This window comes from Tatumella saanichensis, assembly GCF_000439375.1.
In the GTDB taxonomy this organism is placed as follows: domain Bacteria; phylum Pseudomonadota; class Gammaproteobacteria; order Enterobacterales; family Enterobacteriaceae; genus Tatumella; species Tatumella saanichensis.
The window spans coordinates 49,028-64,659 of record NZ_ATMI01000031.1; the positions used below are offsets into that span (position 1 = coordinate 49,028).

Below are 15,632 nucleotides of genomic sequence, written 5' to 3' on the forward strand. Positions count from 1 at the left end.
CTTATCCTCACCAATAAAAGGATGTAGGTTGACTTCGTGGCGCAGACTATAATCAAATGGGTTTTAGATTGATAGTAGTCACCATTTGGTGACCATAAACAGAGAGATCGCTTATGCCAGCTTGGGTAGAAGGTAAACTGTTTTTTTATGCGGACTCGCCACCGCGTCGCATGATGGACTTATTTTCAGCCAAATGGAGCACAATGGTGCTGCACGCGCTTTATCACTGGCCGGAGGGGAGAGCCCGCACCGGCGAGCTACAACGCAGTCTCCAGGGTATTTCCAAAAAGATGTTGTTTCAGACGTTGAAAGAACTGGAAATGCGCGGTCTGATCGCCCGGCATGTCTACCAAGTGGTGCCACCCAAAGTGGATTACCGTCTCACCTCTCTGGGGCAAATGTTTGCCGAACCGATAGAACAGCTTTACCAATGGGGGCTGAAGAATCAGCAAGCGTTAGATGAAATGGAAGCCCGCTATCAGACCGCCAGCAGCGATGAACAAGGGTTACCAACATAGGAGCAGGGGCAATAAGTCACGGTTATGATGCGCTTTACAGAGTCCGTTCAAAGCAGAGTGCTCAGCGTGATGCCTCGTGCTGCTCAGCACTCAGGATTGAGCCACCGGCAGTCTAGCCGTGCAACCGGAGAATTCGGCCATCCCTGGCGGGAATGGCCGTTCAATATTGAAAAGGTTCGACGTGAGATTCGCGGGGTCTTGAATCACTATACCGACAACGTAACCCATTGATACTTTCGTAAATCGTCGCGCATAATACCGCTCTCGACATCAGTGACAGCAGTCGTGACCCTGACCGTAATTAACTCACGCCGAGAGGATTCGATATCCGTAAGCGCCAGCCATGATCTGCACCTTTTTCCAAGACCTGTGTCGCAATACCCTGCTCATGCCGGTGAGTCCCGTCCTGCAGAGTGGTTGTCAACGACCAACTGATTATGGCCAGCAGCAGATCTCCTGAAGGTATCAGTGTGCGGATCTGATTACTGATTTGTGCTCCTGTTGCAATCAGTGCAGTCAGTGCATTGCGCAAGCCAACAACATCCTGCTCCACGATAACCTCATTGGTCATTTTCATCGTCGCGAGGTTGCTAAACACTGACATTAATTCATCAATATTCCCTGCATTGAACGCTGCATCAAATGCCGCAATAGTGTCTGCTGGGGTACGATAAACACTGTCACTCCGCTCAATTGAAGCAGCAAAATTTGAGATGTACCCTGCAATGTCCTGGGGGGATTCCAGCGGTGAAAGATGTCCAGTCCCTTCGATAATCCTCATCGCTGCATGGGGAATACGCGGCAGTAACTCCTTTTGTAACCGGTCCGGTGTATCGACTCGGTCAAATTCCCCTGAAATGACCGTCACGGGAACATTAATGGCTGCGACTTCACGGGTAATATCTTCGTTCATAGCGATCTCGGGCCAAGCGGCCTTAGCGGCAGCTGAAGCGTTTAGGCTGTCCTCAATCACCTGCTCACGGATCTCAGGACTCAGCGGCTTCGACGTCAGAACATTATCGATAACAAACTCGACGGATTCGCGGCTGCTGTACGCATTAACCAGTCTATCGCGCTCTTCTGCAGAGAGCCGCATCGGCGAAGGGGGTGACGGCGCGATAAGGATAAGTCCTTCAAGACCTTGAGGCCGACGAGATGCCATCAATTGCGCCACTTTCCCACCCATTGAGTGGCCAATCAGAATATAGCGTTTCAGTTTGAGCGCAGCGATTACGCCCTCAGCATCGCTGGCAAGATCCGCAATCTGGTATCCAGATCCTGGTGCATCGGAGTGTCCCCAGCCACGGTGATCAATAGCAATAATCGAGTACTGATCAGATAACTGAGATATCACCCGCTGCCACGTCCGAGATGAACCACCATAGTAATGGAGAAATACCAGTGTCCATTCACCGCAACCATATTGCTCAACATTAATACTGATATTGTTAACTGTCATTTTCATCGCTTCATTCTCCTCAGGATTTGAAACAATGTTAATTACAGTTATTATAAATGATAATAGATAGGTTATTTAATACAGTCGATAGCCAGATTATCGAATAGTGAGATATGATGGATAAATTTACCAGTATGCGCGTTTTTATTGCGACCATTGAGGAAGGAAGTTTTGCTGCGGCAGCAAGACGGTTTCACCTTTCCGCGGCGATGGCGGGCAAACATGTCAGTGCAATAGAGTCTGATTTAAATGTGCGGCTTATTCAGCGGTCGACACGTCGGCTGAGCCTGACAGATGCAGGTCAACGCTATTATGAACGCTGCAAGACCATCATTGAGGCATTAGAAGAGGCCGAGAAAGAAGCTAGTGACACTCAGGCAACACCTCATGGATTACTGCGGATTGCCGCCCCGGTCGCCTTTGGTGCCATGTATCTTGGTCCAATTGTGTCACGTTATCTTGAAGCCTACCCTAACGTCAGTGTGGATGTTGTTTTAGAGGATAAATATAGCGATTTACTCGAAAACCGAGTTGACGTCGCCTTACGGATAGGACGTCTTGACGATCCGACGCTGGTAACTCGTCGGCTGGCACCCTGCAGAATGGTGTTATGTGCATCACCAGATTACTTAAAAAAACATGGCAGGCCCGAAACGCCGGATGATCTTTCACGTGCACCACGACTGGTATTCAGTCAGGCAGTTTCTGCTGGTGATTGGACACTCTATGATGCAGAAAACACATTACATGTGATTGACAGCCGAAGTCGGTTAACCGCCAATAATATGCAATTGCTGAGGGAGGCCGCACTGACCGGAGCAGGAATTGCCTATGGCCCTAGTTTCGTGTTTCGCGAGCCTATACTGCAGGGTCAATTAGTGGAACTGTTACCAGAGTACCGCACGTCTGAGCTCACCATTCAGGCCGTCTATCCAAGCGCGATCCGAATCCCGTTTAAAGTTCGCACCTTCGTTGATTTTATTGCTGATGCACTCAATTCCGCACCCTTCTAAGACACAGGATAGTAGACGATACAGAACAGTCTCTGACTGTCACGCCTCACCGCGAGTCATCGTCCGAACTCCCCCTTCACTTACTGAGCGACTGGGTACCCTGTCCATCCCGTTCGCTCCCTGGTATAGATAACTCGGTCAAGCTTTCCCCTTAACTTATGTTGCTTGGCTAAGAACGGTGTTCAGCCCTGTTTTGGGGGATATAAAACTTCATCCCTCAGCGGACCGACGTTGCGACAATTTATAGTTACGATATGCACTCAATTGACTTTGCTATCGAGCAGTTACGTGATTAAGTGGTTATGACATAGCCTTATCTTGAAAGGCTAATATCCCCCCGATGGCCGAGAACGGGTTCACGCTTTGCAAAAAGCAGGCTCAGGCTTGAGCCATCATTACGTTGATTCAGCCTTAATCTCTACGACACTTACAGAAGCCTGAGTGTAGCTTTAGCCAAGTCGAGACATTGACTTCAATAGGATCATTGAGAAAGATGACAAAGGTGGGCTGACTTCAAAGTAGATAATGCCCAGGGCTGTCATGCAAAATAATTTTCCGTTGCAGTTTACTCAAGAGATAAGTCGAGACTTGCTATGATGATTTTCAACGTTTTTGGGAAATACATTGGTGTTCAACGTAAACATCATCGTTGGCTAACATTCAGAGTCGGTATCACCGAACGGAAGTACTCGAGAACCTATGATATTGTGATCCCTGATGATATGACGGAGACAGAAATTCCCGCTTGGTTAGGGGATATTTTCCACGAAGCGGCCAGTGATCGTCATCCTGATGTCAAAAGAGTCGAATGAGTAAAAGAGGGTGGTTACGCGAGTTAATCAGAATGCTGGTCAACCAACCGGCAATTCGACATACCAAGAGAGGTCAGAGTTTGAACAACCGGTGTTTGTTGCCTTCACTATCCACCCCTTGAGTCGAAATAGGCCTTGCTACGCCTAACAGGGCTGGCAATCTATCTCCCCACATTGGCATAAATTCCTCCTGATAGGCAGAGTAATGCTCTGCTATGCTTGCCCCCAGTCTACGCCTTTCCATCACTCCATCTATAGAGTAACTCTTTAATAATCAATTTAACTCCAAATCTCACTTTGAATTAAGATACCTTTGGGGACCAACTGTAGAGCAAGTCATCCTATAAAAATAACGTATACCTTCTTTAATGATAAAAGTAGTCTACGCCTATATATCCTTCTAGCCATTAATGCAACGGGCTATTGACACTCAACTCCTCAACATCCCAAATATTTTTTTCTTTGGAGTTAATGAAATAACTTCTACTGTAAGCATAAGTGCCATGCAAAACAAATGATACCATAGTCACTAAATCAACTTTATTGCCATCCTTTGATGTGTAAGAGGTATAATTAATCAGCTTGTAACCATCATCATTCTTTTTTGAAATAACAGTGTCATCAACGCTAGTCAAATCAGGTTCTGCATCCCAAATACTTTTCCCTTTGAACTTTTTCTCGACACTTTCTTTTTCATCATCACTGATCAACAGTTTTTCAGTTGCTGGAAGATGGTGTAATATCTCACTTAAAGACGGTTTAGGTGCATTACTCCTCATTAAACCCCGCTGCGAAACTACGGCTTTTACATAACAATCAATAAGCTCCATCCTCATCCCATCATAAAAATCATTAGGTAAATCTGGAAGTTCTTTTACTACCCCTCCTGCCTTCCTAACTTTAATGAATTCATCACAGTTTGACACGCTAACGGTTCTATTATCCTGCAGCGTCAATACCAGGGGTAAGCCATCGATATCAAGACTATCATCGGCCATGGCAAGTTGGCTAAATAACGCCATCGCTACAAATGGTATAATCTTATTCACTTAATTTCCTGTCTAAATATGAGAATGGTGAATGCTGTAAATGACTGTAACACAAATTACTGATATTGACTCTACAATATGATCGGGAATGATGTTACCTCTTCATTTCAATCAATAGGTCTGCAACGGCCTTAGCAATACTGTGCGTTGAAGTCGCCGTACTCCCCTGTGCACAGGACAATATAGGGGGTATAGGGCAAGCGGCATCTGCCATCAGAATGGAACTACTCATAGATTGTATCGTTGATGATCAGCAAAGATAACAAAAACGAGTCCCTCACAAGCCGTTCAGCGTCATTTTCTGCAGTGAAGATCCTGGTAGGCGAAACTAAGCGCGGCTTAGGTAAATTAAAGGTTATACTGTCAAATGTCCGGTGAATCGCGACAGATAGTCTGCTGTAGAGAGTGCGCTAAAGCCCTCTCCCTCACTAATCGCGCTGTCCACCACGCAGTCTGAGTCGCAACCCCAGGAATGAGGCTCGGAATAAAGTTCTCCTCCGCGTGATCAGCTACACAAATCATGTAGGTCTTTATCCTATGCTGCTGAGGAAATTGTATATTTTAGCCACGCCAGTCTTAGCTACCCACGCGGGAGACTATTTCGTAACAGTACCGGTCTAGGACTGACGCTATTCACTGATACAGAAAGTGTATTCAGTCATCGGCTGATGATTATTGGAGGGCATAAAGGTTATGGATGACGCATTACAGATAGCGATCACTCGCATTCAGGTTACCGCTATACAGTCTGATAACTCAGTCACTGAACCGGAGACTTTAAATACAGACAACAAAAAATCTTTTAGCTTGTCGCCCTTTTTCTGGGAAGACTGCGCACGATGAAAACGCCCTATCCGTTAATTGAAAACCTAATGGGTGCTTATCTGAATCAAGATTTCGATTATATCTGCGAAGCAGACTCTATTGAAGGAGCGGTGGATTACTACATCGCTAATTGCCCTGCTGGTATTCTGTATCTGTTGACCGAGGAGTTCGACCTGTTTATCAGCGACTACACGGAAAACCCAGATAGGGCTTTTGAGGATACTTTCCATCCAGAAGTCCTCATCGAGGATATCCACGAGTTCTTTGACCTGTTTAAAGGTAAAATTATTACCGCAGGGAAGGATTGAGTCTTGCTCGTTTAATATTCCGTCACCAGCGAGCAGTCATACTGCTAGTCCCCCATCCCCCACTGCTCAGCTGAACCTATTCATAACTTACTGCTTTACATAGACAGCTCATTTTCATAATGCCCCTTAATTTTGCGGTTGTGGTTACCGATGACTTAACATAGTTATCGTCTATCACTGCTGCCTTTCGGCTAAGTAGCAGGTGTCTACCGCACGGGTATAGCTATTACTCAGTAAGTACTCAACCAGTCGCTAAGCGACTGTCGCTCATCACCAAAACACCGAGCTAGTGTTTATCATCGTCACTCAGGTAGCCATTCAGCAAAGTGAGGTGTTACTTCACTGTCCACAAGCCAAGGTAAATTATGGCTGCACCAGATATAAGAAATGCCTGTAACAGCAGGCGCGTCATCTAAGGTTGCTACCCTTAAGATCACATGCCCCTGAGCGGGCCTTTCAGCCATCAGATGCGAACCACACACTGAACAGAAATAACGAAACTTTCCAGCGGATGATTCGTAAGCCTTAAGCAGGTGTTCTCCCTGCCGCCGGCGAAAATGTTTGCGCTCTACCTTTGCCGTGGGCGCGTAACGGGCAGCCTGAGCTTTCCGACAGGTATGACAATGACAGTTCACTATACCACTGCTCAGCTGATCACATTCATAACTCACGGCTTTGCAAAGACAGCTACCTTTCATAATGATCCTTAACGCTGCGGTTGTGGTTATCGATTATTTAACATAGCTGTGGGCGAAGTACCACGACTTACAGAATGCGCATTTACGCCTAAGGTATAACACCTCAACTGCAGGGGATTTTGATAGGAAACGTCGATTTAGTTATTGGCTATTGCACTGACTTCAGTGTTTCGCGAGTCGGTCCTTTAAAGTAGATACTGCTAATATGGCAACTACGAGGCTGAAGTAATAAAAAGCGTATAGTTTCCCAAATAGAACGCCCATTTAGTAATTGTTGCCCCATCTTAGCCTGATTATCGATAAGCGCGTCTACAGACGTAGTTTCGAAATCCGGCGGATACAACCCAGTCACTCGGATATTCTCCGAGGCTAATTGCTCTGACAGTAGGGATGTAAAGCCACTGAGTCCGTGCTTACCTGCAAAAAAGGCTGGGTGCGCGATGGAATCGGTAAAGTGTGGAATAGCACAAGCCGAAATGATAGATATAATATCCGCGCCCTCAGAGCGTCTTAAACTGGGTAGCAGTGCCTTGGTCAGTAAAATAGAGCCAGTTACGCCGGAATTGATAGTAGTAATAATTTCTATTTCTTGCTGGTTATCTAAGGTTCCTGATAACCACTGTGCTGCGTTTAGGATCAGAATGTCTATGGGTTTTTCTACCGTCGTCAACTGTGCAGCGAATTGCTGTACAGACTCTGTCAGAGTAAGGTCACAGAGATACCCTCTGGCAATCCCCCCTTCGGCCCTGACCATTTCGCAGGTATTATCGATATCCTCGGAACGTCGGGCGCAGAAGTCTACCTCTATTCCCTCCCTGGAGAGTCCGACACACAATGCTTGGCCAAATCCCTTGCCACCACCGGTGACAACTGCTCTTCTACCTGTCAACATTTTTGCCTACCATCGAATTGTCGCTAATGAAAAGTACTTTATACCTTAAGCACAAAGCTGCTATCTTCCCATGAGTGCCATTAAGGCTAGGCCACTTTAGGTTCACAACTTAACGACATCAAAAGTGTTGGCGAGAGTTATCGCTACCTGTTCAACTAGGCTGGTGAACGAATACCTAAAAAATACATGCTCTTTTCTAATACTGGTCAGAATTTTCAGTTATCTGACATATTGGTTTGCAAAAATGTTAGTTGGTTTATTTCAGAAGAAATGAAGCACTGTGAAGCAGCGCAGTCGGATTTACCATAAGTCGTTCTTGCGGGTGCCGACAATATTGCTGAAACCCTAGAAGTATACTCTCTAGGGCTTAAGTTTAACTGGCTAATTTCGACATAATAAATACATCCTGATACACGCCATCCTTCAATGCAGCCTTTCTCTTTTTACCTTCAATTTCGAATCCTAACCTTTCATAAAGTTTTATTGCAGAACAGTTACTAACAAAAACTTCTAACTCGAGCCTACTGGCTGCCAGCCATTGAAATGCATATTCCTGAAAAAAAGTAATCAGCTGTTTGCCTATGCCTTTTCCTGAATGATTGACATCTACAGCAATCCCGAAAGAAACTACATGCCTAAGCCTTATGTTTTTTTCAGTAAAAATGACTAATTCACCCACAACAACGCCATCAAGCTCGGCAACGAATCCAATCCACCCATTTTCAGTATAATTTTGAATTCTATTTTCCCAGTAACTTAGGGATGGCACCGGCAGTTGCAACGTGTTTTCTTGGACATTTTTTTGGCTATATATATTTTTAAGTTGCTCTGCATCTTTCAACTCGACTGCTCGTATTTTAATCTCCATCTACTACTCCGTGTCTACTTTTAAAAATGATATTTAGCATAAGACCATTTCACGCGCACCAGAAAATTCGTTGCGTCACTCAATGCCAGATTGAGCGGTGAAATATTAACTTTCCCTCAGCTTAAACTCACTAAATAGGACTTGATTAATTTATCATCATTGAATGATTATGCAGCAAAATGACATCTTTTACCAGAAAAGGGGAAATTCAGTTGAACTGGCTGAAAAGTGGACTTATCTAAGAGACCATTAGCCCCAAGACTAACCTGTACCCTTCTTCCTCTTGAAACAGGCGGTCAGTTAAGTAGAGAGAAGTTTGTTCTGGTGAAATAGGATGTGTCAGATGTAGAGTTGGTAGAATTAATATCTTTGGAAGGAGGTTGGGCCTTCAGGTTCAACCTTTTAGTGAGAGTTATGACCGGACAGCGTATTGGTGATATCTGTAATGACTTTGTTGAATAAACCAGATTTTGGCTGAGCTTCCCCGCAGCAGGTTGTATTTTCATGCAATGCGCACGCTTTCAGGCATTCCGGCCTTTGTCATTTTGTTCAGCGCCCGCACCATGGCCATAGCCTCTGCTACCTGAGCGTCGTAGGTACGCAGGGGCAGTGAACAACCCAACAACTGCTTTACCCGGTACATCGCTGTTTCCGCTATTGGCCGACGGTGATATTCCGTTGTCCATTTCCATCGTATATTGCTCCCACTCAGGCGCTGATCCGCAACAGCACGATCCCGGTCTGCATATCCAACAGGCCAGTAACCCGCACCCTTCGGGGGAGGGATGAGTTCGCGGATATTTTTACGCCGCAGTTCATCGTGACATAACCGGGTATCGTAAGTGCCGTCTGCAGCGGCGCACCTGATTTTCCGGTGGCTTTGCCGGATGAGTCCGAGGAAGGCCTCTGAGTCTGTAACGTTGTTCAGCGACAGGTCAGCACAGATAATTTCATGTGTTTTGGCATCCACAGCCAAATGCAGCTTACGCCAGATACGGCGGTGCCCTTTACCGTGTTTTTTGACTTTCCATTCGCCTTGACCGAAGACGTTAAGCCCTGTGGAATCCATCACCAGATGAGATATTTCACCCAGGGGAAAGCTGATATTAACCGACTTTGACCGTTTACTGACTCAGGTGTGATCCGGATAACGCAACGGAACGTTCATCAGGGCAAAAATGGAATCAATAAATCCCTGAGCGGCCCACAGGGTCAGGCGGAATACGCGTTTAATTACCGAGACGGTGGTGATGGCGAAGTCAGAATAGCGCGGAGGTCGTCCACGCGATGTGGGCTTTGTCGGCTCATACCATGCCTGAACAACCTCTTCATCAAGCCAAAAACAGAGGGAACCACCCTCGATTAGGGCTTTGTTGTAGGTCTTCCAGTTAGTGATTCTGAATTTCTACTATGCCACTGTACTGCCTGCGTTATCAGCATGATGGAAGATCTGATCCTTCCATTAGGCAAAAGTTCGATTTATTCAACAAAGCCACTTCACAACTGATTAATGGACTTAATTACATTTGTTCCGCTAAGTCAAAATTAGAGACAAGATTACCCGAGTAATTGCATGGATAATATAAGGATCCTGTGCTATGGCTATCTTAGGCTCGCAAATATATAACAAAAGTTTGATAACTATCATCAATACCTATGAAATAATGAACTTATCTTAAGTCAAATTCCAACGTCTGTGAGAATTTATTTAAATTCCTCAATCTTATTAATGATATCAGGCCTCATCTTTCACACCATACAGCTTGGCTCATTCTTAAAGTAACGACCGGCTACTTTTGTAAAGCCCTGTTATTTACAAATAGAGGCCTATCTAAGCTTATCTCGGGTGCATCATTTTGGTTAGATAACGCACTATTTTTGGGCGAAATAGTATCACTGATTTCAACATCCGATGTTTTTTTTGAAAACCTACGATTGGATATTAGATACAATTATCACAATCTCATGTAAATTTAAATTTAATTAATTCAATAAGATAAGAAATAACCCATCATTTCAACCTGCTTTTTAAATAGCTAAAAATTAACCTCTGGCATATGAATTGCTTTAGATATCTCACAGCGCCTGAAGGAATGTTACTGCTTTGTAAAAAATGCAAAGGGGATCACAGACCCAATATCGTATACGATAAACAATAGACAAAGTGAATTATCGTAACTTTCGATAGGGCGTATTCAGAGACTGGGTTAAAAAACTATTCTTCTATAGGAATATGATCCAGCGAGGCAACGGTAATCTTACTAGGGTTGGACAGCTATGAGCATAGAGAGCAAGTCCTGGGTTGAATATCAATCCTTCTCAAACAGAAGTGCTGAGCATCATAATGGAAAGGGCTCTAACCATGGTCTACGTAAAAATACGCTGACTGCGATGAGCATAATCTTTTTCATTATCGCGGCTGCGTCACCACTTACGGGTGTCATCGCAATCGTTCCCATTATGATTTCTGATGGTAATGGCAACGCAGCAGCCTGGGATTTCCTTTTGGCAGCTTCAGTTCTACTGATTTTTGCCGTTGGTTACATCGCCATGAGCAAAAAGATAACCAATGCCGGTGCTTTATATTCCTTCGTCACTGCAGGACTGGGTCGGTCATTCGGACTCGGAACCGCCACGCTGACTATCTTCGCCTACACGGCCATTCAGGCGGGTTTATACGGAGGTTTTGGTTACTATGCTCATTCACTGATCCCCACGATTATGGGTATCAACGTTGACTGGTGGGTATACGCTTTAATTGCAATGGGGTTGTGTCTGTGGCTCGCCCTGCATGGCGTTCATTCTGGAGCTATGGTTTTAGGATTTCTTTTAACACTCGAAACTGCGATGCTCCTAATTCTGGCCACAGGCATAATCATGCATTCCTCTCTTGAAGTGGGACAACACATACTCCAGTTCCCGACTGTAGGTGAAATTTTCTCACCTGGATTAGGGACTGGGATCATGTTTGCCTGTGCAACATTTATCGGCTTTGAAGGCGGTGCGATTTACAGTGAAGAAGCAAAAGATCCCGAGAAAACAATTTCTCGTGCAACCTACACGTCCGTTATTTTTATGGCGATGGTCTACTTTGGTGTTGCATGGCTCATTACAGGTTTCCTCGGTTCTGATCATGCAGTTCAAATTGCCAAAGAACAATCCGGCAACCTGATCTTCTTTATTGCTTCCAAAGCCCTTGGTGGCTGGACCACAATGGCATTTAACGTATTCATCGTGACGTCGTTATTCGCAGCTATTGTCACCTTCCATAATAATATTGCCCGCTATTTTTATTCACTGGGCCGTCAGAAGTTATTCTGGAAAGCGCTTGGTTACACTCGTAAGAAAAAACAGACACCTTACATTGCATCATTCGTTCAGACAGCAATTGCAGCTGTGATTGTTTTAACTTTTGCTGTGGCAAAAATGGACCCGTATGCAACGCTTTTCGCCTGGATGACCGGTGCAGGAACCATCGCTATCGTGCTTGCGCAGGTTGTAAGTGCCGTTGCAATATTTGCCTATTTCCGCAAGCATAAAAGCGACCAGCGGGTGTGGCATACTAAAGTTGCCCCTCTACTGGCCATCGTAGGTTTAAGTGTATTTTTCTATCTGACGGTGATGAGTACTCAAATGCTGCTTGGTATTGGAAGCTTGGGAAGCGCGATTTTTGTAGCAATCATCATCGCTTTCTTCTTGTTCGGCCTGCTGTATAGCGCATGGCTTCACAAGTTTTCACCGGAAAACTATCAGCGTATCTCGGAGCTTGCTGTTGATTGATTTCCCCCTGAAGGATGCTTATTGGCGTCCTTCAGTTTTTGCGTTTGGCAGTTCAAAATTTCCAAATCCAGGCAAATGAGAGTAAAGATCCTGACACACCCCAGCGATATGATTCGTTATCAGTTCTGCAGCACCTTCAGTATCACCATTCTTGCACGCTTCCAGAATCTTACGATGCTCTTTATCAGCCTGAATTAAGCCATCTGCAACAGTTAACTGGACCCGGAGATAGCGTTCTAGTTTGTCATGAATCGACTTGATCATATTGATCATAAATGGTCGGTTTGCTGACTCATACATGGCCAGGTGCAACTCCCAGTTTAGCTCAGCCCAACGACTGGCATCATCTTCCATAATGAACCTATCGCAAGCGGCTGCGATTTTTTTGAAATTCTGTGCCGTCATGTTGGGAACTGATAAACGCATAATTGAGGATTCCAGTAATATCCTGACCTCAAACATTTGCGCCAGCTCAGGTTCAGAGATTGAAGCAACGACTGCACCACGGTTACGATAAAAAACAACGAGGCCCTCAGCTTCCAATGTTTTTAAGGCTTCTCTAACTGGGATTTTGCTGACGTTGAACATCTGTGCAATTTGTTCTTGCCGGACAGGTTCATTTTCCGGAAGGTCCCCTGATACGATTGCCTCACGAAGATACCTTGAGATGATGATCGATGCTGAAGGGGTAGCACCAATATCTGGCACCTTAGATTTTAAGCTCAAATAAACCTCCGGAATGATTGCTACAAATGCAAATTTAATGGTACACCCGTTACTATTACGCGATGTATTTGTATACATTATACCCTTTGACTTTTTATTTTCCAATAGAGGCGAAAATTACTATATAAGACATAAACTTTCGTTTTTGGAAGTGAAATTGCTCAAGTTCCAGCGTCAGGCTGGCTTAATCGTTTGCGTCCAGTGAATTGCACATCGAGCTGTTATCAATTCCTCTCTGACCTACTACAGTTTGAGAATCTGATTTTTTCAACAGGGTGATATTGAGATTACCAGAAAAGCGTATACTATATCCCATTTTCTAAAATCCGGGGGATTAATGGCTGAGGTAGCTGTTCGTTTAGCAGTAAATACCGCACAAAGGAGGATGTCGACAAGAGCCGCATTCTTCATTGCGGGTTTTGGTATGGGTGCATGGGCTCCATTAGTGCCATATGCACAGCATAGATTAAATCTTGATGCAGCCACATTGGGTATGCTTTTACTTTGCCTGGGAAGTGGCTCTTTAGTTACCATGTTATTTTCCGGCAAACTTGCAGGACGATTTGGATGCAAGGCCATGATCATCACGGGCGCTATTATGTTGTGCCTGTCCCTACCTCTGCTGGCTGAAGTAAATTCTACACCGTTGATGATTGTCAGCCTGTTAATATTTGGTGCAGGTGTGGGGTTAGCGGATGTTACCGTGAATATTCAGGGCGCTCTGGTTGAGCAACATTCTGAAGTACCACTCATGTCGGGTTTCCATGGTCTGTTCAGCGTTGGTGGCATTGTGGGTTCTGCCTGTGGAAGTCTGGTTTTGAGTGCGGGGCTTTCCCCCCTGATGACAGCACTTTGTGCTGATGCCGTTGTTATACTCATTCTTCTTTATGCAGGAAAACACCTTCTACCATTTGCGTCGCATGAAGAAGACCAGAAATCTTCATTCAACCCAAGTCTCACTCTTATTATGATGGCTGCTATGTGCTTGGTGTGTTTCCTGGCCGAAGGTTCAATGCTTGACTGGAGCGGCGTCTGGTTAACATCGGAACGCGGGATGGGAATTGAACATGCAGGCTGGGGGTACGCCTCATTCGGTTTTGCTATGGCGGTAATGAGGCTCTCTGGTGACCGTATAGTGAATCTGCTTGGTCGTAAAAAACTGCTTTTCTTGAGTGGGTTCTTTGCCATGAGTGGTTTTGCAACTGCCGTATTCGTTCCTGGATGGGAAGCATCTCTGGCTGGATTCGTACTGATTGGCATTGGAGCTGCGAACGTCGCGCCTGTTTTGACAACATTGGCCGGAATGGAAAAAAGTATGCCACCGAACATGTCTGTCGCATTTGTGTCTACTGTGGGATATTTAGGGATCCTGCTTGGACCAGCCTTACTAGGCTTCATTGCACATACTTTCAGCCTATCGGTTGCCTTCCTTTGTGTGTCTGCCGCATTACTTTTAGTCTTGGTCGGTAGTATGAAACTACGTTTTTCATAGTCTTTTTGAAAGGGGAGTAATCTCCCCTTTCGCAACATGATGCGTTATCGAATGGTCATTAGAGGTTTACCTAAACGATTGATATCCACTTCAATACCCAATCCGGGTGCAGTAGGTGCTGAACCAAAACCTTTCTGAGAGCGCGGTGTATAGCCCGCCAAGTGACCGTCTGTCCAGTCGTTGAAGAATGGTGTCATAAGTAAAGAGTCTGGGCGTGTTGTTGCAGCAATGTGGCTTGTAGCGGCAGTGATAATATCCCCCCCCCACATATCCTCTACTGAAACAGCCAGATTAAGATCCTGCAGTAAATCTCGAGCTCTGACCACATTTGTCAGTCCACCCAATTTCCCGAACTTAAGGTTGATAGACACTGCGTTTGCTTCGTATTTTGCACGAAATACTTCATCCTGACTGATAATTGATTCATCAAGAACCAGGGGAAGCGCAGATCCGCGGTGCGCAAGAATACAATCAGCAGTGGTACGGCATGGTTGTTCTACATAAACCGGTAGCCCCGCCAGCCCCTGAATTGCTAGCTTGGCGCTTGCCAGAGACCATCCACCGTTAGAATCAGCGACGATTACGGTATCTTCATCTCCGGCCTCAACACTGGCGCGAGTTCTCGCAACATCCTCTAAAGGATTATTGCCCACTTTAAGCTGAAAACGGTTAATACCGTCTGCACGACGTTCCTGAATATATTCAGCCATTGATTCTGGTGACCCCAGAGGAACAGCTTCATAAATAGGGAAACGTTCATTTATCACGCCCCCCAGAAGTGCACTAATTGGTTTACCAACTGATTTACCAAAAATGTCCCAGCACGCGATATCTAGCGGGCTTTTTGCGAACTCCTGTCCCATAAGGGTGGCATTCATGATCCTATTAATATTCAGAATATTGCGCGGATCCTGACCCAATATAGCCCTGCTGAGGTCATTCAATGCCGTTCTTATACCTTCCGGGAAAGTAGGAAGATACACTTTCCCGAGCGTAGTGATTTCACCCCACCCTTCGATTCCTTCATCAGTTTTGATTCTGACAACCGTACCATCTTCAGTACTCGCTGACCTGTCGCCGGACATAACATATGTGCCGTGTGCATAACCTACCTGATAGCTGAACACTTCAATTTCAGTAATTTTCATAGATTGCCCTGCCTGAATTAAAAATGACTAACCCACAATGGGTC

13 protein-coding genes and 1 pseudogene are annotated in these 15,632 nt (G+C 45.2%); 6 read left to right on the forward strand and 8 right to left on the reverse strand.

Annotated elements, in window-relative coordinates; genetic code table 11:
- Positions 1–113 precede the first annotated feature (113 nt).
- A complete protein-coding gene (locus DW47_RS0109105) occupies positions 114–518 on the forward strand; it encodes a winged helix-turn-helix transcriptional regulator (RefSeq protein WP_029686109.1) in 405 nt (134 codons plus the stop codon).
- 301 nt (positions 519–819) lie between these two features.
- On the opposite strand, the gene DW47_RS0109110 is transcribed toward DW47_RS0109105, so the two are convergent.
- Positions 820–1,983 carry an alpha/beta fold hydrolase gene (locus DW47_RS0109110; protein WP_029686111.1) on the reverse strand — a complete coding sequence of 388 codons (1,164 nt, stop codon included), beginning with the start codon at positions 1,981–1,983 and terminating at the stop codon, positions 820–822.
- A gap of 107 nt (positions 1,984–2,090) precedes the next feature.
- Between DW47_RS0109110 and DW47_RS0109115 the strand changes: the two genes are divergently transcribed.
- Both DW47_RS0109115 and DW47_RS17665 read left to right on the forward strand, forming a co-directional pair.
- Positions 2,091–2,990 carry a LysR family transcriptional regulator gene (locus DW47_RS0109115; protein ID WP_241430715.1) on the forward strand — a complete coding sequence of 300 codons (900 nt, stop codon included), beginning with the start codon at positions 2,091–2,093 and terminating at the stop codon, positions 2,988–2,990.
- A gap of 593 nt (positions 2,991–3,583) precedes the next feature.
- Positions 3,584–3,802, forward strand: a complete 219-nt coding sequence (locus tag DW47_RS17665) for a DUF7661 family protein (protein WP_029686114.1) — start codon at positions 3,584–3,586, stop codon at positions 3,800–3,802.
- Positions 3,803–4,209: 407 nt separating this feature from the next.
- On the opposite strand, the gene DW47_RS0109125 is transcribed toward DW47_RS17665, so the two are convergent.
- On the reverse strand, positions 4,210–4,851 hold the full coding sequence (locus tag DW47_RS0109125; RefSeq protein WP_029686115.1) for a hypothetical protein: 642 nt from the start codon (positions 4,849–4,851) through the stop codon (positions 4,210–4,212).
- Between the two features lie 839 nt (positions 4,852–5,690).
- On the opposite strand from DW47_RS0109125, the gene DW47_RS0109130 reads away from it, so the two are divergent.
- A complete protein-coding gene (locus tag DW47_RS0109130; protein WP_029686116.1) occupies positions 5,691–5,984 on the forward strand; it encodes a contact-dependent growth inhibition system immunity protein in 294 nt (97 codons plus the stop codon).
- A gap of 302 nt (positions 5,985–6,286) precedes the next feature.
- Here the strand turns inward: DW47_RS0109130 and DW47_RS16960 are convergent, their stop codons facing one another.
- From DW47_RS16960 to DW47_RS16965, 4 genes and pseudogenes are all read right to left on the reverse strand, one after another.
- Positions 6,287–6,682: a GFA family protein gene (locus tag DW47_RS16960; protein WP_071846633.1), complete on the reverse strand. Its 396-nt coding sequence runs from the start codon at positions 6,680–6,682 to the stop codon at positions 6,287–6,289.
- 148 nt (positions 6,683–6,830) lie between these two features.
- The gene (locus tag DW47_RS0109135) at positions 6,831–7,574 is read right to left on the reverse strand and encodes an SDR family oxidoreductase (protein WP_029686117.1); all 744 of its coding nucleotides are present in this window, start codon (positions 7,572–7,574) and stop codon (positions 6,831–6,833) included.
- 373 nt (positions 7,575–7,947) lie between these two features.
- Entirely contained in the window at positions 7,948–8,442 is a 495-nt protein-coding gene (locus DW47_RS0109140; RefSeq protein WP_029686118.1) for a GNAT family N-acetyltransferase, read from the reverse strand.
- A gap of 502 nt (positions 8,443–8,944) precedes the next feature.
- Positions 8,945–9,838: pseudogene (locus DW47_RS16965) on the reverse strand (IS5 family transposase).
- 881 nt (positions 9,839–10,719) lie between these two features.
- Between DW47_RS16965 and DW47_RS0109150 the strand changes: the two are divergent.
- Positions 10,720–12,222 carry an APC family permease gene (locus DW47_RS0109150; protein ID WP_029686120.1) on the forward strand — a complete coding sequence of 501 codons (1,503 nt, stop codon included), beginning with the start codon at positions 10,720–10,722 and terminating at the stop codon, positions 12,220–12,222.
- 18 nt (positions 12,223–12,240) lie between these two features.
- On the opposite strand, the gene DW47_RS0109155 is transcribed toward DW47_RS0109150, so the two are convergent.
- The gene (locus DW47_RS0109155) at positions 12,241–12,948 is read right to left on the reverse strand and encodes a GntR family transcriptional regulator (protein WP_051150883.1); all 708 of its coding nucleotides are present in this window, start codon (positions 12,946–12,948) and stop codon (positions 12,241–12,243) included.
- 337 nt (positions 12,949–13,285) lie between these two features.
- Here DW47_RS0109155 and DW47_RS0109160 point away from each other — a divergent pair, with 337 nt between their 5' ends.
- Positions 13,286–14,440: an MFS transporter gene (locus DW47_RS0109160; protein WP_029686122.1), complete on the forward strand. Its 1,155-nt coding sequence runs from the start codon at positions 13,286–13,288 to the stop codon at positions 14,438–14,440.
- A 44-nt stretch (positions 14,441–14,484) separates the two neighbouring features.
- Here DW47_RS0109160 and DW47_RS0109165 read toward each other — a convergent pair whose 3' ends face one another.
- Complete coding sequence (locus DW47_RS0109165; protein ID WP_029686123.1) at positions 14,485–15,588, reverse strand: mandelate racemase/muconate lactonizing enzyme family protein; 1,104 nt, start codon at positions 15,586–15,588, stop codon at positions 14,485–14,487.
- Between the last annotated feature and the right edge of the window lie 44 nt (positions 15,589–15,632).